This window comes from Nonomuraea endophytica (assembly GCF_014203235.1).
GTDB lineage: Bacteria > Actinomycetota > Actinomycetes > Streptosporangiales > Streptosporangiaceae > Nonomuraea > Nonomuraea endophytica.
Genome location: NZ_JACHIN010000004.1, coordinates 689,605 through 709,607, shown reverse-complemented (window position 1 = coordinate 709,607; position 20,003 = coordinate 689,605). Strand labels below are relative to the sequence as shown.

19 protein-coding genes are annotated in these 20,003 nt (G+C 71.9%); 16 read left to right on the top strand and 3 right to left on the bottom strand.

Going from position 1 to position 20,003, the window contains the following annotated elements; all coding sequences use genetic code 11:
- Positions 1-35: 35 nt before the first annotated feature.
- On the bottom strand, positions 36-986 hold the full coding sequence (locus tag HNR40_RS18810; RefSeq protein WP_184962876.1) for a hydroxyacid dehydrogenase: 951 nt from the start codon (positions 984-986) through the stop codon (positions 36-38).
- 17 nt (positions 987-1,003) lie between these two features.
- Positions 1,004-1,663, bottom strand: coding sequence for an alpha/beta fold hydrolase (locus tag HNR40_RS18805; RefSeq protein WP_221340514.1), 660 nt, complete (start codon positions 1,661-1,663; stop codon positions 1,004-1,006).
- 232 nt (positions 1,664-1,895) lie between these two features.
- Between HNR40_RS18805 and HNR40_RS18800 the strand changes: the two genes are divergently transcribed.
- The 15 genes from HNR40_RS18800 to HNR40_RS18730 all read left to right on the top strand — a co-directional run bounded on the left by HNR40_RS18800 (position 1,896) and on the right by HNR40_RS18730 (position 15,960).
- Positions 1,896-2,810 (top strand): carbamate kinase, encoded by a 915-nt coding sequence (locus HNR40_RS18800; RefSeq protein ID WP_312896413.1) that lies wholly within the window; start codon positions 1,896-1,898, stop codon positions 2,808-2,810.
- Complete coding sequence (bar, locus tag HNR40_RS18795; RefSeq protein WP_184962875.1) at positions 2,811-3,902, top strand: barbiturase; 1,092 nt, start codon at positions 2,811-2,813, stop codon at positions 3,900-3,902. It begins immediately after the preceding gene.
- 114 nt (positions 3,903-4,016) lie between these two features.
- Positions 4,017-5,828 carry an ABC transporter substrate-binding protein gene (locus tag HNR40_RS18790; RefSeq protein ID WP_184962874.1) on the top strand — a complete coding sequence of 604 codons (1,812 nt, stop codon included), beginning with the start codon at positions 4,017-4,019 and terminating at the stop codon, positions 5,826-5,828.
- Complete coding sequence (locus HNR40_RS18785) at positions 5,821-6,777, top strand: ABC transporter permease (RefSeq protein ID WP_184962873.1); 957 nt, start codon at positions 5,821-5,823, stop codon at positions 6,775-6,777. Before HNR40_RS18790 ends, HNR40_RS18785 begins: the two co-directional genes overlap by 8 nt.
- Positions 6,774-7,595: an ABC transporter permease gene (locus HNR40_RS18780; RefSeq protein WP_184962872.1), complete on the top strand. Its 822-nt coding sequence runs from the start codon at positions 6,774-6,776 to the stop codon at positions 7,593-7,595. Before HNR40_RS18785 ends, HNR40_RS18780 begins: the two co-directional genes overlap by 4 nt.
- A complete protein-coding gene (locus tag HNR40_RS18775; RefSeq protein ID WP_184962871.1) occupies positions 7,588-8,541 on the top strand; it encodes an ABC transporter ATP-binding protein in 954 nt (317 codons plus the stop codon). The genes HNR40_RS18780 and HNR40_RS18775 overlap by 8 nt, the downstream gene beginning before the upstream one ends.
- Entirely contained in the window at positions 8,534-9,700 is a 1,167-nt protein-coding gene (locus tag HNR40_RS18770) for an ABC transporter ATP-binding protein (RefSeq protein WP_184962870.1), read from the top strand. Before HNR40_RS18775 ends, HNR40_RS18770 begins: the two co-directional genes overlap by 8 nt.
- Positions 9,697-10,620, top strand: a complete 924-nt coding sequence (locus HNR40_RS18765; protein ID WP_312896412.1) for a S66 peptidase family protein — start codon at positions 9,697-9,699, stop codon at positions 10,618-10,620. The genes HNR40_RS18770 and HNR40_RS18765 overlap by 4 nt, the downstream gene beginning before the upstream one ends.
- Positions 10,621-10,712: 92 nt before the next feature.
- The gene (locus HNR40_RS18760) at positions 10,713-11,240 is read left to right on the top strand and encodes an SseB family protein (RefSeq protein ID WP_184962868.1); all 528 of its coding nucleotides are present in this window, start codon (positions 10,713-10,715) and stop codon (positions 11,238-11,240) included.
- Between the two features lie 66 nt (positions 11,241-11,306).
- Positions 11,307-11,942 (top strand): prepilin peptidase, encoded by a 636-nt coding sequence (locus HNR40_RS18755; protein ID WP_184962866.1) that lies wholly within the window; start codon positions 11,307-11,309, stop codon positions 11,940-11,942.
- A 43-nt stretch (positions 11,943-11,985) separates the two neighbouring features.
- Positions 11,986-13,167, top strand: coding sequence for a chorismate synthase (gene aroC / locus HNR40_RS18750; RefSeq protein WP_221340513.1), 1,182 nt, complete (start codon positions 11,986-11,988; stop codon positions 13,165-13,167).
- Positions 13,168-13,185: 18 nt separating this feature from the next.
- Positions 13,186-13,707, top strand: a complete 522-nt coding sequence (locus tag HNR40_RS18745) for a shikimate kinase (RefSeq protein ID WP_281395379.1) — start codon at positions 13,186-13,188, stop codon at positions 13,705-13,707.
- Positions 13,704-14,774: a 3-dehydroquinate synthase gene (aroB, locus tag HNR40_RS18740; RefSeq protein ID WP_184962862.1), complete on the top strand. Its 1,071-nt coding sequence runs from the start codon at positions 13,704-13,706 to the stop codon at positions 14,772-14,774. The genes HNR40_RS18745 and aroB overlap by 4 nt, the downstream gene beginning before the upstream one ends.
- A complete protein-coding gene (gene aroQ / locus HNR40_RS18735) occupies positions 14,771-15,202 on the top strand; it encodes a type II 3-dehydroquinate dehydratase (RefSeq protein WP_184962860.1) in 432 nt (143 codons plus the stop codon). The genes aroB and aroQ overlap by 4 nt, the downstream gene beginning before the upstream one ends.
- Entirely contained in the window at positions 15,202-15,960 is a 759-nt protein-coding gene (locus HNR40_RS18730) for an SGNH/GDSL hydrolase family protein (protein ID WP_184962858.1), read from the top strand. The genes aroQ and HNR40_RS18730 overlap by 1 nt, the downstream gene beginning before the upstream one ends.
- 559 nt (positions 15,961-16,519) lie before the next feature.
- Here the strand turns inward: HNR40_RS18730 and HNR40_RS18725 are convergent.
- A complete protein-coding gene (locus tag HNR40_RS18725; protein WP_184962856.1) occupies positions 16,520-18,493 on the bottom strand; it encodes an ATP-dependent DNA helicase in 1,974 nt (657 codons plus the stop codon).
- Positions 18,494-18,731: 238 nt separating this feature from the next.
- Between HNR40_RS18725 and HNR40_RS18720 the strand changes: the two genes are divergently transcribed.
- Entirely contained in the window at positions 18,732-19,934 is a 1,203-nt protein-coding gene (locus tag HNR40_RS18720) for a polyadenylate binding domain-containing protein (RefSeq protein ID WP_184962854.1), read from the top strand.
- Positions 19,935-20,003: the final 69 nt, after the last annotated feature.

The window sequence follows — 20,003 nt, the reverse complement described above, 5'->3', positions numbered from 1 at the left end:
TTCGCGGATCTTTGTGACATTACGGTCACGCCTGGTCAGCCCATTCTGGACAGCATCTCCGCCGTGACCTCGTGCTCCAGGGGCCGGCCTGCGGCGAAGCGGGCGATCTCGTCGATCACGATGTCGCCGAGCCGCCGGTAGCACTCCACGGTGCCGGCCGCCCGGTGCGGGGTGAGCAGGACGTTCGGCAGCCGCCGGAACGGGTGATCGGTCGGCAGCGGCTCCTCGTCGAACACGTCGAGCGCCGCGTCCAGCCGCCCGGTACGCAGCTCCGCAAGCAGCGCATCCTGGTCCACCAGCCACGAGCGCGCGGTGTTGACCAGCATGGCGCCGTCCGGCATCAGCGCCAGCTCACGCGCGCCGATCATGTGCCTGGTCTCGGGCAGCACCGGCGCGTGCAGCGCCACGACCCGGCTCGTGGCCAGCAGGTCGTCCAGGCCGACCGAGCCCTCGAAGTAGGGATCGTGCACCGCCACCTCGGCGCCCAGCGCGCGTACCAGGTCGATGTAGGCCCGGCCGGTACGCGACGCGCCGACCACCCCGATCCGGCAGCCGAGGATCTCGTGCCGGGGCGGCGCCTCCGAGGCGGCGGCCCAGTCCGCGCCGGAGCGCAACGCGTGGTCGAAGCGCTGCAGCCGGTACAGCAACGCCAGCGTGAACGCCAGCGACGCCTCCGCCACCGACCTGGCCATGCCCGCGCCCGCCTGGGTCACCCGGACGCCGCGGGCCCACGACTCGCCGGTCACGAACGGCTTCACGGTCGCGCCCGTATGGGCCAGCAGCCGCAGCTCGGGTGCCAGGTCGAGCAGCTCACGTCCCAGCGCGGGCGCGCCCCAGCTGGTCACCAGCACCCGCGTGCCGGGCAACGCGGCGGGCAGATCGGCGTGGTCGTCGACGATCCGGACGTCGCCGAGTGCGAGCAACCGATCGAGGTCGGGGAAGAACTGGGCTCGAAGGGCAGGGGAAGCGCTTACCGTGATCCGCATGCCTCAGCACTCTACGATCAGGCCTCCAGGAACTCCTCGACGGCCTCCAGGAAAGCGGCGCGCGCGTCCCTGTGGATCAGGTGGCCGACGTCGATCGTGACCAGCGCGGCGCCCGGAATGAGCTCGGCCACCGGCTCGGCCCTGATCTGGCTGCTCGGCCCGCCCGACAGCACCAGCGTCGGCACGGCCAGCCGGGTGAGCCCCTCGGCCCACGCCGGATCCGGGTCCACGAACTGCCGCTCGGTCTGCAACACCATCTCCCAGTCGAACCCGGTGGAGTCGTCGCGGACCAGCGCCGCCCGCCCGGTCATGGGCAGCGGCGCGCCCGGATCCTCCAGCACGAGGCGCTCCACCAGCTCGGGACGGCGCATCGCCAGGTGGAAGGCCACCATCGCGCCCAGCGAGTGCGCCACGATCACCGCCCTGCGCCCGTCGAGCAGCCCGGCGACGTCGTCGGCCATGTCGGGGAGCGCATAGCTGCCCGGGTACGCGCTCTCGCCATGCCCGCGCAGGTCGGGAGCCAGCACGTGGTAGCGCCTGGCGAAGTGCTGGATGATGCCGTTCCAGTCGTTGTGGTTGGCGGTCCTGCCGTGGATCAGCACCATGAGGGGAGCGTCGGCCGGGCCTTCCTCCCGATAGACGATCTTCAACCCGTTCGCCGTGGTCTCACGCATCATGCGGCGACTCTACCGACGCCCGCCCTACTCCCCGCGCCCCAGCCGGATGCCCCCGCCTGCACAGCGCCAGGCGTAGCCCGGGGCCGGCTCGATGGCCCGGCCGGGCGCCTCGTGGTTCTCGCCGCGCGCGGCTGGAACGAACGAGGAATGTCCGCCATGCCGTACATCTCGTCACGACGTCGGCAGACATTGCCCATGAACGGGGCCGAGCCGCTCGGCTAGCGTCGCCTGCGTGGGGGAACGGCTACTCATCGCACTCGGCGGCAACGCCATGACCGCCCCGGACGGCAGCGCGGCGCCCGAACACCAGCGCGCGGCGGTCGAGGAGGCGATGCGGCACGTGCGCACGCTGCTGGACGCCGGCCACCGGGTGACGCTCACGCACGGCAACGGCCCCCAGGTGGGCAACCTGCTGCTGAAGAACCAGCTGGCCGCGGCCGTGGTGCCGCCCGTGCCGCTGGACTGGTGCGGCGCGCAGACCCAGGCCACGATCGGCACCCTGATCATGAACGCGCTCGGCCCCCGCGTCGCCACCGTCGTCACCAGGACGCTGGTGGACCCCGCCGACCCGGGCTTCGCCGAGCCGGTCAAGCCCATCGGCCGCTACTTCACCGAGGAGGAGGCGCGGCGCTTCGAGAAGCTCGGCCAGACGTGGCGCAGCTTCGGCCGGGGGTGGCGCCGGGTGGTGGCCTCGCCGGAGCCGCTGGAGATCCTCGACGCGGGCGCGGTGACCACGCTCATGGACGCCGGGTTCACCGTCGTGGCCGCGGGCGGCGGGGGAGTGCCGGTGGTGCGGCAGCCGGGCGGCGTCCTGACCGGCGTCGAGGCGGTGATCGACAAGGATCTGGCGGCGGCGCTGCTGGCGCGGGCCGTACGGGCGAAGGTGCTGATCATCGCGACGGACGTGCCACACGCCATGATCGGGTACGGCGGGCCCGACCCGCGCCCGATCGGCCGGATTTCCCTGCCCGAGTTGCGTGTCCTGCACGCCGCCGGGCACTTCGCCGGGGGGAGCATGGGACCGAAGGTGGAGGCGGCGCTGCGCTTCGTCGCGGCGGGCGGGGAACGAGCGGTGATCACCTCGCTCCCCGAGATCGCCGCCGCCCTGGACGGAGATGTCGGTACACAAGTGGAGAAGGGGCAATAGATGCCGGACCCGATCGAGGTACGCAAAGTGCCGATCGAGAGCGTGACGGACGCCGCCGGGCTCGAACGGCTGATAGCGGACGGGGTGATCGAGGCGTCCCGGGTGCTCGCGGTGGTCGGCAAGACCGAGGGCAACGGCGGGGTGAACGACTACACCCGGATCCTGGCCGACCGCGCCTTCCGCGAGGTGCTGGAAAGGCACGGGCACCCGGCGCCGGATTCGGTGCCGCTGGTGTGGTCGGGCGGCACCGACGGGGTGCTGAGCCCGCACGCCACGATCTTCGCCACGACCGCGGACGCGCCCGCCTCCGACGAGCCGCGCCTGTCGGTGGGCGTGGCCATGAGCGAGGTGATCCTGCCCGAGGACATCGGCCGCCCGGCCATGGTGGAGAAGGTCGCGGCCGGCGTACGCGAGGCCATGAAGATCGCCGGCATCGACGACCCGGCGGACGTGCACTACGTGCAGACCAAGACGCCGCTGCTGACGCTGGCCACGATCACCGACGCCAAGAGCCGAGGCCAGGACACCGCGATCGAGGAGACCGGCCCGTCCATGGACCTGTCGAACGCCACCACGGCCCTCGGCATCGCGGTGGCGCTCGGCGAGATCGAGATGCCCTCGGAAGAGCAGATCTTCCGCGACCTGTCGCTCTACTCCAGCGTCGCCTCCTGCTCGTCGGGGGTGGAGCTGGACCGGGCGCAGATCGTGCTCGTGGGCAACGTGCGCGGCGTCGGCGGACGCTACCGCATCGGGCACAGCGTGATGAAGGACGCCCTCGACGCCGACGGCATCTGGGCCGCCATCCGCGACAGCGGCCTCGACCTGCCCGAGCGGCCGCATCCTTCGGACCTGGGCGAGCGGCTGGTCAACGTCTTCATGAAGTGCGAGGCCGACCCGTCGGGGCGGGTGCGCGGGCGGCGCAACATCATGCTCGACGACTCCGACGTGCACTGGCACCGGCAGATCAAGGCGACCGTGGGCGGCGTGGCGGCGGCGGTGACGGGCGATCCGGCGGTGTTCGTCTCGGTGGCCGCGGTGCACCAGGGCCCCTCGGGCGGCGGCCCGGTGGCCGCCATCGCCGACCTGGGCTGATCTTCTTACCACCCACCACGTTTTCGTCGCTCAGGGACGCAAGCGTGCACGAATCTTGGGGTCGTCCCTTCATCTGGTCAGCATTCTCACACCTGACCGGAAGGAGCACCCCCCATGAGACGGATCGGCGCCGTCCTCTGCGCGCTCACCCTGGCGTTCGCCGTGCCCGCGGCTCCCGCGGGCGCGGCGGCGCCCCCTGTGCGGTCCACGGTGCTGCGCGCCGCCATGGACGGCTCGGGCGTGGACACGCTCAACCCGTTCCTGGCGTTCTTCAACGGCGCCCTGGAGACGTTCGGCATGGTCTACCCGTCGCTGAACTCCCTGGACCCCAGCGGCGCGCCCGGCCCCTACCTGGCGACGAAGTGGGAGCCGTCGGCGGACCGGCTCACCTGGACGTTCACGATCCGGGAGGGCCTGAAGTGGAGTGACGGCAAGCCCATCACCGCCGAGGACGCCGCCTGGACCCTCAACCTGATCATGACGGACGCGGTCGCCGGCACCGCCAACGGCTCCCTGGTCTCCAACTTCGAGAAGGTCACCGCCGAGGGCCCGGCGACCCTCGTGATCAAGACGAAGGCGCCGCAGGCGAGCGTGCCGTACGTGAGCCACCCGATGAGCGGCATCCCGATCGTGCCCAAGCACGTCTGGGAACCGCTCGCCAAGAACCTCAAGGACGCCAAGAACGACGTCTTCCCGCTGGTCGGCTACGGCCCGTGGACGCTGACGGAGTACAAGCAGGAGCAGTACGCCAAGTTCACCGCGAACAAGGAGTTCGTGCTCGGCCCGCCGAAGTTCGACAACCTGGTCCTGCAGAGCTTCAAGTCGGGCGACGCGGCCGTGGCGGCGCTGCGCAGCGGCCAGATCGACTACAAGGCCGGCGTCAACCCGACCCAGTTCAAGGCGCTCCAGGCGGACCCGAAGATCGCGGCGGTGCGGACGGTCGGCAACGGCTGGATGGGCCTGGAGATCAACCACAACGCCCGCACCCGGTCCGGCAAGAAGATCGGCACCGGCCACCCGGCACTCGGCGACCCCGCGCTGCGCAAGGCGATCGCGCTGGCCACCGACAAGCAGACGCTGGTCACGAAGGTGATCGACGGCGTCGGCCGGCTCGGCCACGGCTACCTGCCGCCGGCCTGGCCGCAGTGGTTCTGGACCCCGGCCCAGCCGACCCCGTACGACCCGGCGCAGGCCAACCGGGTGCTCGACGAGGCCGGCTACACCAAGGGCGCCGACGGCGTGCGCACCGACCCGAAGAGCGGCAGGCCGCTCGCCTTCCGCTTCGGCATCCACTCCGACGACGCGGCCGACGCCGCCATCTCCGGCTACGTGGTGGGCTGGATGAAGGAGATCGGGATCAAGCTGACGATCCAGTCGCTCAGCATGACCGCGCTCAACAGCGACCTGGCCAAGGGCGACTGGGACCTGCTCATGGACGCCTGGACCACCGGGCCCGACCCCACGTACCTGCTGGGCATCCAGAGCTGCGGCACCCTGCCCAAGGACGACGGCACCGGCGGCAACACCGACTCCTTCTTCTGCGACGCCGCCTTCGACGAGCTGTTCAAGAAGCAGCTGACCACGTTCGACCAGGGCGAGCGGGCCAAGGTCATCGGCGAGATGCAGGAGATCCTCTACGCCGCCAACGTCAACCAGATCTACTACTACGCCGACGGCCTGGACGTGGCGCGCAAGGACACCGTCACCGGTCTCACGCTCGGCAAGCCGGACGCCGACGGCGTCTACCCGTCGCAGACCGCCTTCTGGAGCTACCTCAACGCCGCCCCGGCCACCGCGACGACCGCGGCCAAGGCGGAGGGGTCCGGGAGCGGCATGACCTGGGTCGCCGGCGGGATCGCCCTGGTCGTGGTGCTCGGCGGCGTGCTCGTCTGGCGTCGCCGCGCCGGCGGGGCCGACCGTGAGTAGGTACCTCGGCAAGAAGGTCGCCGCGGCCCTGGTGAGCTTCCTGGTCACGCTGGTCATCGGGTTCGTGATCTTCAGCCTGATGCCCGCCGACCCGGTGCGTACCCTCACCAGGGGGCGGCCGACCAGCGAGGAGCAGCTCGCCCAGATCCGCGTCCAGCTCGGCCTGGACGAGCCGGTCTGGTACCGCTTCCTCACCTTCGCCGGCGACACGCTCCGCGGCGAGCTGGGCTTCTCCTGGCAGTTCCAGCAGTCGGTCTCCTCGCTGGTGGCCGAGCGCCTCGGGCCGACGCTGCTGCTCATGGGCGCGGCGGCGGTGATCTCCATCGCGCTCGGGCTCTGGCTGGGCGTGCACAGCGGCTGGCGGCACGGCACGCTGTTCGACAAGGTCGCCTCCGGCGCCTCGCTGACGCTGTGGTCGGTGCCCACGTTCTGGCTCGGGATGATCCTGCTCGTGCTGTTCAGCGGCTGGTTCCCCAGCGGCGGCATGAGCGACCCGTCGCTGGCCGCCACCGGCCTCGAACACGTGCTGGACGTCGCCCGCCACCTGGTGCTGCCCGCGCTGACGATGGTGCTGGTGGTCTTCGCCCAGTACGTGACGGTGATGCGCGCCTCCGTCATCGACGAGCTCGGCAGCCCGTACCTGCTGACCGCCCGCGCCAAAGGGCTGACCGACGCCGACGTGCGCAGGAAGCACGCGGTGCCGAACGCGCTGCTGCCCTCCGTGACGATGATCTTCATGCACCTCGGCACGCTCGTGACCGGGGCCATCACCGTCGAGGCCGTCTACTCCTGGCCCGGACTCGGCTACCTCACCTACGAGGCACTCAAGATCCCCGACCTGCCGCTCCTGCAGGGCACCTTCATCATCTTCAGCGCGAGCGTGATCCTCATGAACCTGCTGGCCGACCTCGCCTACCGCTTCCTCGACCCCCGGGTGCGGGTCCAATGAAGCGCTCCGGCCTGTGGGGGATCGGCGTGCTGGCCGCCTTCGCCCTGCTCGCCCTCACCGCCCCGCTGCACATCGGCGACGACCAGCTCGACGTGGTCAGGGTCGACGGCCCGCGGCTGGCCCCGCCCAGCGCCGCGTACCCGCTCGGCACCGACCTGGCCGGCCGTTCGATCCTCCACCTGGTCATCTGGGGCAGCCGCGAGTCGCTGAGCATCGGCCTCATCGCCACCGCGCTGACCGTGCTTCTCGGCACCGCCGTCGGCCTGCTCGCCGGCCACTACCAGGGCCGGATCGGGCAGGCGCTCATGCACGTCACCGACTGGTTCATCGCCCTGCCCAGCCTCCCGCTGGCCATCTCGCTGTCGGCCGTGCTCGGCCAGGGCGCCGCCTCCATCACGATCGCCATCGCCGTCACCTCCTGGACCGCCACCGCCCGCCTCGTCCGCGCCCAGACGCTCGCCGTGGAGGCCAGGCCGTTCATCGAACGCGCCAGAGCGCTCGGCGCCGGCAACCGCCAGGTGATGCTCCGGCACGTGCTGCCCAACGTGATGCCGCTCGTGCTCGTCTCCAGCACCCTGACCGTCGCCTCGGCCATCCTGTCCGAAGCCACCCTGACCTTCCTCGGCCTCGGCGACCCCACCAGCGTCACCTGGGGCTCGATGCTGCAGACCGCCTTCTCCGGCGGCGCCGTCACCGCCGGCGCCTGGTGGTACCTGATGCCGCCCGGCCTCGCGATCCTGCTCGTCGTGCTCGGCTTCACGCTGACGGGCCGCGCCGTGGAACACCTGCTCAACCCCCGGATGGTGCAGCATGCTTGAGGTCCGCGACCTGCGCGTCGCCTACGGAGGCACACCCGCCGTACGCGGCGTCAGCTTCACCCTCGAACCCGGCCGCACCCTCGGCGTGGCAGGCGAGTCGGGCTGCGGCAAGTCCACGATGGCGCTCGGCCTCCTGCGTCTGCTGCCCGCCACCGCCCAGGTCAGCGGAGAGGTGATCTTCAAGGGCGAGAACCTGCTGACCGCCCGCTGGGCCCGGCTGCGCGCCGTACGCTGGTCGGCCGCCTCGGTCGTCTTCCAGGGCGCGATGAGCGCGCTCAACCCGGTGCGCACCATCGGCGAGCAACTGTGCGAACCGATCCTGCTGCACGACAAAACCACCCATAAGCAGGCCAGGCAGCGCGCCGCCGAGCTGATGGAGAGCGTCGGCCTGCCGCCGGAGCGGCTGCGCGGCTACCCGCACGAGTTCTCCGGCGGACAGCGCCAGCGCATCATGATCGCGATGGCGCTGGCCTGCCGCCCCGACCTGATCATCGCCGACGAGCCCACCACCGCACTCGACGTGATGGTCCAGGCACAGATCATGGACCTGCTGTCCGGCCTCGTGCGCGAGTCCGGCATCGCGGTCATCATGATCAGTCACGACCTGTCCGTCCTCGCCCAGCTCTGCGACACCCTCGCCATCATGTACGGCGGGCGGATCGTCGAGCAGGGCCCCGCCCGCGAGCTCATCGGCGACCCCCGTCACCCCTACACCCGGGCCTTGGCCGGCGCGTTCCCCGCCATCGGCGACCCCGCCTCCCGCCGCAACCCGATGGGCCTGGCCGGAGACCCGCCCCGAGGCGACCTGGGCGCCGGATGCGCGTTCGCCCCCCGATGTGGGGACGCGGGCGACGCCTGCCGTACCGGGGAGGTCGTGTTGTGGCCGAGCGGACCCGCGCGCACCGCGGCGTGCGTGCGCGTGCTGGAGGGAGAGGTCCATGCTTGAGGCCCGCGACCTGACCGTCGTCCACCCCGCCCGCGGCGGCCGCCCGCCCGCGCGCGCCGTCGACGGCGTCAACCTCCAGGTACGGCCCGGCGAGATCGTCGCCCTCATCGGCGAGTCCGGCTGCGGCAAGAGCACGCTGGCCAGGGCGCTGGTCGGCCTGATACCCCCCACCTCCGGCCAGGTCCTGTACCAGGGCGAGCCCCTGGACCCGCGCCGCATGCGCGCCTTCCGCCGCCGCGTCCAACTCGTCCTCCAGGACCCGGGCGGCGCCCTCAACCCCCGCCAGAACGTCTTCGACGCCGTCGCCGAAGGCCCCCGCCTGCACGGCGAGGGGGGCGGCCGCCTGCGCGCCAGAACCGGCCGACCGCCCCACACCGAGGGGCTTCCACCCCGCGACACCGAAGACCCGCTACCCCGCGACAACCAGGGCCTTTCAGGCCGCGAAGGCGAGCGGCGTCCGCTCCGCGACAGCGAGAGCTACTCACTTCGCGACAGCCAAGGATTCCTGCCCCGCGACGGCCAGGGGCTTTCAGACCGCGACAGCGAGCGTCGTCTGCTCGGCGATAGCGAGCGGCTTCTGGGTGGTGAGGGGTTGCGGGAGCGGGTGCGGGGGGCGCTCTCCAAGGCCGGGCTGCGACCGCCCGAGGAGTTCTACCGGCGCTTTCCGCATGAGTTGTCCGGCGGGCAGCAGCAGCGTGTGGTCATAGCCGGGGCCCTTGCCCTCAACCCCTCGGTGATCGTCGCCGATGAGCCCGTGGCCTCGCTGGACGCCTCCGTCCGTGGGGAGATACTCAAGCTCATCCTGTCCCTGCGCGACGAGCTGGGCCTGTCGGCGCTCGTGGTCAGCCACGACCTCGGCCTGGCCTGGAACATCGCCGACCGGGTCGCGGTCATGTACCTGGGCCGGATCGTCGAGACCGGCACCGTCGAAGAGGTGCTGCTACGGCCCCGCCACCCCTACACCCGGGCGCTCCTGTCGGTCCTGCCCGACTCGCCCGAGCGGATCGTGCTCACCGGCGAGCCGCCCGACCCCACCCGCGTGCCCACAGGGTGCCGTTTCCACCCCAGGTGTCCCGTCCGTGTCGCCGGATGCGACACGATCGATCTGCCCGTCCTGTCCCCGGCCGATTCCGTGGCCTGTTCGGAGGTACCTCAGTGAACCGCCTCATCCCCCCGCCCGCCCTGCGCCCCGGCGACCGGGTCGCCGTCATCGTCGCCTCCAGCCCGTGCAACCAGACCAAGCTGGCGGGCGGCGTCGCGGCGCTCAAGGCGTTCGGGCTGGAGCCCGAGGTCTTCGACTCCGCGCGGGCCGCCGGGACCGGCTTCGACTACCTCGCCGGTGACGACGCCCTGCGCGCCGCCGACCTGACCAGGGCGCTGGCCGACCCCGCGTACGCCGGAGTGCTGATGGCGGGAGGCGGCTACGGCGCCCAGCGCACGCTGGAGCTCGTCGACTGGTCGCGCATCGACCCGGGCGCGCCCAAGGTCGTGGCCGGGTACTCCGACGTGACGGCGCTGCTGGAGGCGCTGGCCGTCAAGCTCGGGTGGGGCAGCTTCTTCGGGCCGATGGTGGCCTGCGACGCCTTCCACGAGGGCGCGGGCTCGTACGCGTTCGACAAGCTCATGGCCATGATCACCACGCCTGTCACCGAGCTGCGGTTCGCCGGGGCGCGTGCCATCGTGCCCGGGGTGGCCGAGGGCGTCACGGTCGGCGGCAACGCCAGCCTGCTGGCCGCGAGCCTGGGGACCGACACGTCGCTGCCGGCCAAGGGCGCCATCCTCTTCCTGGAGGACGTGGACGAGTACACCTTCCGCCTCGACCGCATCTTCACCCAGCTTCGCCGGTCCACCTACACCGACGGGGTGGCCGGGATCCTGCTCGGCACGTTCACCGAGTGCGGCGACCCCGGTGACGTGGAACGGCTGCTCGCCGACCGCTTCGGCGACCTCGGCGTGCCGGTGCTGGCCGGGGCGGACATCGGCCACAACATCCCGATGCAGACCTACCCCATCGGCGTACCCGCCCGCCTCGACACCGAGGCCGGGGTCCTGACCCTGCTCAAACCCGCCCTGGCATAGCCGGGCTGCGCCCTGGTGCGCCCTGATGTGCCCCGGTGCGCCCGGCTGCGCCCGGCTGCAGCAGGGCGCAGCCGGGCGTAATCTCGTGCGTTGTGCCGAGCATTCCGCAGCCCCTCGTACCCGATGACGACGGCAGCGCCGACGCCGCCGTCGCCGCCGCGCTGTCCGCCTACGCGGCGGGCGAGGCCGACGCCACCGGGGTGCTGTCGGCGCTGAGCGGCGCCCGGCTGCTGGTGCCCGTGGTGGCGCTGCTGACCTCCTCCGAGGTCGGCGAGCACGGGCTCAAGCAGGAGAAGGAAAGCGAGATGGCACTGCCCAAGCTCGTCGGCCAGGACGGGCGGGAGGCGGTGCTCGCGTTCACCTCGGCGCGGTCGCTGGCCCTGTGGCGGCCCGACGCGCGGCCGATCCAGGTGAGCACCCTCGACGTGTGCCGGGCGGCCGCGGGGGAGAAGGCCGCCGCCGTGGTGGTGGACGTGGCCGGGCCGGTGTCCTTCGTCATCGAGGGCGAGGTGCTGGCGGCGCTGGCCGCGATCGCCACCGGCACCACCGCCGAGGGCGTCACCGTCGCCCGCCTCGAACCGGCCAAGCGCGGCATCCGCTGGCCCTGGCGCCGCAACTAGCTGCGGGGGTCTCCGGGCTGGGGCTTTCGGCTGTGCGGGGTGGGGGCGCGTGGTTACGCTCGGGGGGTGGGCGGCCTTCTCATCGCGGTGAGTGCGCTCACCGGGCTGCTCTGGGGCGGGTACGTCCGGGCGATGGCCGACGGTTTCGAGGCCGAGCCTGCCGACACGCGGGCCGAGGCCAGGCGGGCGCTGGTGCGGTGGCCGCGGTATCGGTTCCCGCCCTGGCACGAACTGGCCGGTGCCGGGCTCTGCGCGCTGGTGGTCTGGCGGGCGGGCCTGCCGTACCTCTTCTTCGTGCTGGTGGGGATCGCGCTGGCGGTCGTCGACTGGCGTACCTCGCGGCTGCCCGACGTGCTCACGCTGCCCGCCTATCCGCTGCTGGCGCTCACGCTGGTGCCCACGGGCGAGGTGATGCAGGCGCTGCTGGGCGGGGTCGCGCTGGCCTTCCTGTACGGCGTGCTGTGGTTCGCCAGACCGACGGCCATGGGTTTGGGCGACGTCAAGCTGGCCGGGCTGATCGGCATGGCCACGGGCGCGCTCGGCTGGGAGCAGTGGGTGGCCGCGGCGCTCGGCGGGCAGGTGCTCGGCGCCCTCTACGCCGTCTGGCTGCTGGCCACCAAACGGGGCGGGCGCGACACCGAGTTCCCGTTCGGGCCGTTCATGCTGCTCGGGGCGCTCGGCGCGCTCTGTCTCGGCAACTGAACACCGACATCAGCACACTGCCACGCATGGAAGACTTGGGGGCATGTTGCGCTGGTTGACCGCCGGAGAATCCCACGGCCCCGAACTCGTTGCCATCCTGGAGGGCCTGCCGGCCGGGGTCGAGGTGACGACGGCCGCCATCGACGAGGCGCTGCGCCGCCGCCGTCTCGGCTATGGGCGCGGTGCCCGGATGAAGTTCGAGCAGGACGAGGTGACGATCGTCGGCGGCGTGCGCCACGGGCGCACGATGGGCAGTCCCGTCGCCATCCGCGTCGGCAACACCGAGTGGCCCAAGTGGGAGAAGGTCATGGCGGCCGACCCGGTCGATCCGGCCGAGCTGGAGGGCATGGGGCGCAACGCGCCCCGCTCGCGCCCCCGCCCCGGCCACGCCGACCTGGCGGGCATGCAGAAGTACGGCTTCGACGACGCCCGTAACGTCCTCGACCGGGCCAGCGCCCGCGAGACCGCGGCCCGGGTCGCGCTCGGCGAGGTCGCCCGGCGCTTCCTCAAGCAGGCGCTCGGCGTCGACATCGTCAGCCACGTCACCGAGATCGGCGGCGCGCGCACCCCGGCCGAGATCCTGCCGGGCCCCGGCGACCTCCAGCGCATCGACGACGACCCGGTCCGCTGCTCCGACGCCGAGGGCAGCGCCGCGATGGTCGCCGTCATCGACCAGGCGCACAAGGACGGCGACACGCTCGGCGGCGTCGTCGAGGTCCTCGCGTACGGCCTGCCGCCCGGACTGGGCAGCTACACCCACTGGGACCGCCGCCTCGACTCCCGCCTGGCCGGGGCGCTCATGGGCATCCAGGCCATCAAGGGCGTCGCGGTCGGCGACGGCTTCGAGACCGCCCGCCGTCCCGGATCCCGCGCGCACGACGAGATCGAGTACACCACCGAGGACGGCGTCAAGCGCATCACCAACCGCGCGGGCGGCGTCGAGGGCGGCATGTCCAACGGCGAGATCCTGCGCGTCAGCGCCGCCATGAAGCCCATCTCCACCGTCCCGAGGGCGCTGGCCACCATCGACGTCCTGACCGGCGAGGCGGCCAAGGCCCACCACGAGCGCTCCGACGTCTGCGCGGTCCCGGCCGCCGGCATCGTGGCCGAGGCCATGGTCGCGCTGATCCTGGCCGACGCGGCGCTCGAGAAGTTCGGCGGCGACTCCGTCGAGGAGGTCGCCCGCAACCTGTCCGGCTACCTGTCGTCGATGGTGATCAAGTGAGCGCGCCCGGCGCAGCGAATGAGGAGTGGTGAGCGACCAATGAGCCGTGCAGTTCTCATCGGGCCGCCCGGGTCGGGGAAGTCCACCCTCGGCCGGTTGCTGGCCGACAAGCTCGGGGTCGGCTACCGCGACACCGACGCCGACGTCGAGGCGGTCGCCGGCAAGCCGGTCAGCGACATCTTCATCGAGGACGGCGAGGAGCGTTTCCGCGAGCTGGAGTTCGCCGCCGTACGCGCGGCGCTGGCCGAGCACGACGGCGTGCTGTCGCTGGGCGGCGGCGCCATCCTGCGCGAGGACGCCCAGGAGCTGCTCGCCGGGCACCCGGTCGTCTACCTCCAGGTGGGGCTGACCGACGCGGTCCAGCGGGTCGGGCTCGCCTCGGCCAGGCCGCTGCTGGTGCTCAACCCGCGCAGCCAGCTGAAGAAGCTCATGGAGGCCCGGCGCCCGATCTACGAGCGGCTGGCCGTTCTCACGGTCGCCACCGACGGGCGTGAGCCCGCCGAGCTCGTCGAGGAGATCGCGAAGGGGCTCGGGGCATGAGCGTGGGACGGATCACCGTCAAGGGCGACAGCCCCTACGACGTCGTCATCGGCGCCGGCGTGCTGGGCGAGCTGCCCGGCCTGCTGGGCGAGGGCGTGCGCACGGTCGCGGTCGTGCACCCCTCGACGCTGCCCGAGATCTCCCGCCCGGTCTGCGAGGCGCTGACCAAGGCCGGCTACGACGTGGTCGAGCTGCCGGTGCCCGACGGCGAGCAGGCCAAGAGCGTCGAGGTGGCCGCCGGGCTGTGGTCGGCGTTCGGCCGCTACGGCGTCACCCGCTCCGACGCGGTCGTCGGCGTGGGCGGCGGCGCGACCACCGACCTGGCCGGGTTCGTCGCGGGCACGTGGCTGCGCGGCATCAAGGTCGTGCTCGTGCCGACGACGCTGCTGGCCATGGTCGACGCCGCGGTCGGCGGCAAGAACGGCATCGACACCCCCGAGGGCAAGAACCTCGTCGGCACCTTCCTGCCGCCCGCCGGCGTGCTGTGCGACCTGGCGACGCTGCCGTCGATGCCGCGCGCCGACTACGTGGCCGGCCTGGCCGAGATCATCAAGGGCGGGTTCATCGCCGACCCGACGATCCTCATGCTGATCGAGGACGACCCCGACGCGGCCACGCGGCCCGAGGGCGAGCACACCCGCGAGCTCATCGAGCGCAAGATCCAGGTCAAGGCCGACGTCGTCGGCGCCGACCTGCGCGAGGCGGGGCTGCGCGAGATCCTCAACTACGGCCACACGCTCGCGCACGCCATCGAACGCCACGAGCACTACCTCATGCGCCACGGTGAGGCCGTGGCCATCGGCATGATGTACGCCGCCGAGCTGTCGCGGCTGGCCGGCCGGGCCGACCTGGTCGAACGGACCAGGAGCATCCTCACCTCGGTGGGCCTGCCGACCGCCTACCGCGCCGACGCCTGGCCGGAGCTGCGCGAGCACATGCGCCTGGACAAGAAGAACCGCGGCGCCAAGCAGCGCTTCGTCGTCCTGGACGACCTGGCCAAGCCGGGCCGCCTGGAGGATCCGGCGGAGGAGCTGCTGGCGGCGGCGTACAAGGAGATCGCCCGATGATCTACGTGCTCAACGGCCCCAACCTGCGCCGCCTCGGCACCCGCGAGCCCGACGTCTACGGCGCCGAGACCTTCGCCGACCTGACCGAGCTGTGCAAGGCCACCGGCCGGGAGCTCGGCGTCGAGGTCGAGGTACGCCAGACCGACGACGAGGCCACGATGATCGGCTGGATCCACGAGGCGGCCGACGGCAAGATCCCGGTCGTGCTCAACCCGGCCGCGTTCACCCACTACTCCTACGGCCTGCGCGACGCGATAGCCCAGCGCACCGCGCCGCTGGTCGAGGTGCACATCTCCAACCCCGCGGCACGCGAGGAGTTCCGCCACAACTCGGTGGTGGCCGGTGTGGCGACCGGCACGATCGCCGGGTTCGGGCTACGCTCCTACGTCCTCGCCCTGCACGCGATCATGGAGATGGCAAGCAAGTAATGCGGCACTACGGCTCTTTCGTCGCGCTCGGCGACAGCTTCACCGAAGGCCTGAACGACCCCGGCGCCAACGGCCACTACCGAGGCTGGGCCGACCGGGTGGCCGAGCGCCTCGCCGTGGACCACCCGGCCTTCCGGTACGCCAACCTCGCCGTCCGCGGCAAGCTGATGGACCAGATCGTCGCCGAGCAGGTCCCGATCGCCGCCGAGATGGCTCCCGACCTGGTCAGCCTGTGCGCGGGCGGCAACGACCTGCTGCGTCCCGGCAGCGACCCCGACACGATGGCCAAGAAGCTCGCCGCCGCCGCCCGCACCCTGCGCGCGGCCGGCGCCGACGTCCTGCTGTTCACGGGTGTCGACCCGCGCGACACCCCGCTGATGCGCCACATGCGCGGCAAGTTCGCCGTCTTCTACCTGCACGTACGTTCCATCTCCGACCTGTACGGCTGCCGCCTGGTCGACCAGTGGTCCATGCAGGGGCTGCGCGACTGGCGGGCATGGAGCGCTGACCGTCTCCACATGAACGAGGACGGTCACCGCCTGGTCGCCGCCCGGGTCCTGGACGTGCTCGGGGTGCCGTTCGACGAGTCGTGGCAGAAGGAGTGGCCGGAACGCGCCCTCGACCCACGTGCCAAACGCCGCGAGGACGCCCAGTGGATCAGGGAGCACCTGATGCCCTGGGTCACCCGCCGCCTGCGCGGAACCAGCTCGGGCGACGGCGTCCTCCCCAAACGCCCCGACCTGACGCCCTGGTTGTAGGCCAAAAAAGCCAATCAAAAGCGCCATCTCCTAGGGTCTTCCCGTCGGGACCGGAGGGCCAGAGCACGGCGACGTGCCTGACTCGAACCGTGCTGACCGAGGGAGCGTGGTGGCGGCGTCGGGGCGGACGCCGCCACCACCACGCCCCGCCTCCCAGGCAATGCCACCCAAACACCCCCAGCACACCCTCAGCCGTCCACAAACCCCCGGCAGCCAGGCCCTGCCACCCCGAAGCGCACCGCGTCACCCCAAGCGCCTCGCCCCTGCAGATGCCCTGACCCCTGCAACAGGCCAGGAGGCCCGGGCGTGTCCCAGCTGAGCAGGATGCCGGGCGCGTGCCAGCAGGGTGGGGTGCCCGGGCGCGTGCCAACTGGGCGCCGTGACGGTGGTCAGTCGTCCGACGTGAGAAGCGATCCCCCCGATCTGCGCCCGCGCACATCGGCGGGTGGCGGGTGGGGCGGCCCGCCGTAACAGAGAAAGAGCTAAGCCGGGTGGGGCGGCCCGCCGTAACGGAGAAAGAGCTAAGCCGGGTGGGGCGGCCCGCCGTAACGGATAGAACCTAAGAAAGACCAGACAGACGCTTAAGGGCGGCACGAGGGACGGCCGGGTCGGTGGTGCGCCAGAAGGGGGGAAGCGAGCCGAGGAGGAAGCCGCTGTAGCGGGCGGTGGCGAGGCGGGGGTCGAGGACGGCCACCACGCCCTTGTCGTCCATGGAGCGCAGCAGCCGCCCCGTCCCCTGGGCGAGCAGCAGGGCCGCGTGCGTGGCCGCCACCGTCATGAAGCCGTTGCCGCCGCGCGCCTGCACGTGGCGCTGGCGGGCCGAGGTCAGCGGGTCGTCCGGGCGCGGGAACGGCACGCGGTCGATGATGACCAGCCGCAGCGAAGGGCCGGGGACGTCGACGCCCTGCCACAGCGACAGCGTGCCGAACAGGCAGGTCGGCTCGGATTCCGCGAACTGCTTCACCAGCAGCATCGTCGAGTCGTCCCCCTGGCACAGCAGCGGCACGTCCAGCCGCTCCCTCAGCGCCTCGGTGGCGGCCTTCGCGGCGCGCATCGAGGAGAACAGCCCCAGCGTGCGCCCGCCGGCCGCCTCGATCAGCTCGGTGATCTCGTCGAGGTATTGCTGCGGCAGGCCGTCGCGGCCGGGCTGCGGCAGGTGCTTGGCGACGTAGAGGATCCCGGCGCGGGGATGGTCGAAGGGGGAGCCGACGTCCAGGCCGTTCCAGCCCTTGTCGTCGGTCAGGCCCCACTGCCGCGCCATGCCGTCGAACGTGCCGCCGAGCGCGAGCGTGGCGGAGGTGAGCACGACCGTGCGCTCGCCGAAGAGCTTGTCGCGCAGCATGCCGCCGACGTTGAGCGGCGCGACGCGCAGGACGGGCGGGCGGCGGTCGGTGCCGTCCTCCAGCCAGACGACCTCGGCGCGGTCCTCCTCGCCGGCGTGGCCGTAGGCCTCCAGCATGCGTACGGCGGTGTCGTGGACCTCGTCGAGCGCGTTGAACGCGGCCTTGCGCTGCCCGGCGCGCTCCGGGTCGTCCTTGTCGGCGCCGCGCGGGCCCATCGCGGTCACGCAGCGCGCTGCCGAGTCGCGCACGAGCGCGAGCGTCAGGCCGAGCACCTCGGGCAGTTCGTCGATACGGCCGGCGGGCGCCGCGGCCAGCAGCGCCTTGAGATCCTCGCCCGCCTCCATGAGCTGGTCGGAGACCGGCTGGTCGATCAGGCGGGCCACGCGGCGCACGGCCAGCGAGACCGACGCCTCCGACAGCTCGGCGGTGACCACGGAGGTGACCCGGTCGACAAGCTCGTGGGCCTCGTCCACGACCACGACCTCGTGCTCGGGCAGCACCGGGATCTCGCCCATGGCGTCGATGGCCAGCAGCGCGTGGTTGGTGACGACGACGTCGACCTCGCCGGCGCGGGCCCTGGCCATCTCGGCGAAGCACTCGGCGCCGCTGGGGCAGCGCTGGGCGCCCAGGCACTCCTGGGCGCTCACCGAGAACTGCCGCCAGGCCTGCTCGCTGACGCCGGGCACGAGCTCGTCGCGGTCGCCGGTCTCGGTCTCCTCCGCCCATTCCTGGATGCGCTGGACCATCCGGCCGGTGGCGCTGACGTCGCGCGGGTCGAAGAGCTGGTCCTGCTCGTCCTCTTCCGGCCAGCCGGCGGTGGCCTTGTAGCGGCACAGGTAGTTGCGCCGGCCCTTGAGTATCGCGAACGACGGCTCGTGGGGCAGCTCCTTGGCCAGCGTCTCGGCCAGCCGGGGCAGGTCGCGGTCGACGAGCTGGCGCTGCAGCGCGATCGTGGCGGTGGAGACGACGACGGGGGAGTCGGTGCCCATGGCGTGCCGGATCGAGGGCACCAGGTAGGCCAGCGACTTTCCGGTGCCGGTGCCCGCCTGGACGGCCACGTGCTCCTCGGTGTCGATGGCCCGCTGGACCGCCTGCACCATCTGGATCTGACCTGCCCGCTCGCTCCCCCCGAGAGCGGTGACGGCGGCGCTGAGAAGCTCTTCGACTGGGGGCAGATGGGAGTCCGGCACCCCACAAAGCTACCGGCATTTCCGGGGTAGTCGGGGAGTGATCGAGCGGACGCATCCCGGCGTTAGCGAACCGGTCGGGCATCTCGCATGGCACACTTGCGGTCGGAATCCCAACCGGTCAAGAAAGATCTTCCTATCGTGATCAGAGGGGGTTGCGGTGGGTTTGGGTCGGCCGGTTCAGTAGGGTTTTCCGGGGTTGAGTGGACGAATAAAGGCTGGTTAAAGCAGTATGTCTGCCATGTCGGAAGTTGTCCCGTTGCCGTCGTTCGGCGAGGTGTTCTTCGATGCGCGAGGTCAGGAGCGGTGTCTCCGGGTCACCTGGCACGAGGGAACGCTCGTTCTCAGCCTATGGCGTGGGGAGATGTGCACGGCCTCCTTCCGCATGCCCATGGACGACGTCGGGCGCCTGCTCGACACCCTCGACGAGGGTTTCGCGGAGGCGACGGGCGAGCAGCCCGCCGTGCCCGCGCACGACCCCGAGGTGATCCCCGGCACCGGGCAATACCACCGCCCACCGGAGAGCGGGCTCCCGCAGCCACCGCACTACTCCCAGGCCCAGGCCGACGAGCGCCCGACCGCGGCGCTGTCGCCCAACGACGTCCTGGTGGCCAGGGGAGCTCCCGCGCCGCCGGACAAGCTGGTGGCCTCCTACGACACCACCCCGCCGCGCGAGATGCCCATCCCGGGGTACGGCGAGCAGCGCCCCGCCTACGGCGACCAGCCGTCCTATGCCGACCAGCAGCCCGCCTACAACGACACGCCGCTGTACAACGACACACCCGCCTACGGCGACCAGCAGAAATACGGCGATCAGCAGCAGTACGGCGACCAGCAGTATGGCGACCAGCACTATGGCGATCGGTCCGGCTACCACCCCGACCAGACCCAGCCGGTCAAGCAGCCCTTCACCGGCCCCCAGTACGCCGAGCCAGCCGCCCAGGCCGACCCGTTCTACCAGTTGCCCGGCACCGAGTCCCGCCACCGGCAGGCCCCGCTGTCCACCGACCCGCTGGGTTTCCCGTCGCAGGCGGCCGAGCCGTACCAGCAGCAGCACGGCGGTTCCTACCAGACGAACCAGCAATACACCCCGCAGCCGGACCCGTACACGACCGGCCAGCACGCGGCACCCGCCGCCTACCAGCAGCAACCACAGCACCAGCGTGAACGCGGCCAGGGCACGGCCGGGCTCGGCACGCCCATGCACGGCATCCCCGGCGCCGGAAGGCGCGCCCAGCAGGACTACCACTCGGGCGACCACCAGCCCTACCAGGCCCCGGCCAACCCGGTGGACCCGCTGCTGGCCCTGAGCAACCCGGTGCCGCCGCATCACCCCGACCCCGAGATCACCCGGCCCTACGTCGGCGATCCGATGTTCTCCACGGGCGAGCGGCTGCGCCCCGAGCAGCAGTACGACGACCGGGGCGACCGGCGCGAGTGGTGATCCGCGGCGCGTGGGCGCGGAGATCCGCAAGAGCCTCCTGATCGGGCATCATGCCTTGTGACACAGCGT

Bases quoted from the DNA above. Each gene is read 5' to 3' on its own strand.
- HNR40_RS18810 (WP_184962876.1), bottom strand. From the start codon at position 986: ATGCGGATCACGGTAAGCGCTTCCCCTGCCCTTCGAGCCCAGTTCTTC.
- HNR40_RS18805 (WP_221340514.1), bottom strand. From the start codon at position 1,663: ATGATGCGTGAGACCACGGCGAACGGGTTGAAGATCGTCTATCGGGAG.
- bar (WP_184962875.1), top strand. From the start codon at position 2,811: ATGCCGGACCCGATCGAGGTACGCAAAGTGCCGATCGAGAGCGTGACG.
- HNR40_RS18790 (WP_184962874.1), top strand. From the start codon at position 4,017: ATGAGACGGATCGGCGCCGTCCTCTGCGCGCTCACCCTGGCGTTCGCC.
- HNR40_RS18780 (WP_184962872.1), top strand. From the start codon at position 6,774: ATGAAGCGCTCCGGCCTGTGGGGGATCGGCGTGCTGGCCGCCTTCGCC.
- HNR40_RS18775 (WP_184962871.1), top strand. From the start codon at position 7,588: ATGCTTGAGGTCCGCGACCTGCGCGTCGCCTACGGAGGCACACCCGCC.
- HNR40_RS18770 (WP_184962870.1), top strand. From the start codon at position 8,534: ATGCTTGAGGCCCGCGACCTGACCGTCGTCCACCCCGCCCGCGGCGGC.
- aroC (WP_221340513.1), top strand. From the start codon at position 11,986: ATGTTGCGCTGGTTGACCGCCGGAGAATCCCACGGCCCCGAACTCGTT.
- HNR40_RS18745 (WP_281395379.1), top strand. From the start codon at position 13,186: ATGAGGAGTGGTGAGCGACCAATGAGCCGTGCAGTTCTCATCGGGCCG.
- aroB (WP_184962862.1), top strand. From the start codon at position 13,704: ATGAGCGTGGGACGGATCACCGTCAAGGGCGACAGCCCCTACGACGTC.
- aroQ (WP_184962860.1), top strand. From the start codon at position 14,771: ATGATCTACGTGCTCAACGGCCCCAACCTGCGCCGCCTCGGCACCCGC.
- HNR40_RS18730 (WP_184962858.1), top strand. From the start codon at position 15,202: ATGCGGCACTACGGCTCTTTCGTCGCGCTCGGCGACAGCTTCACCGAA.
- HNR40_RS18720 (WP_184962854.1), top strand. From the start codon at position 18,732: ATGTCGGAAGTTGTCCCGTTGCCGTCGTTCGGCGAGGTGTTCTTCGAT.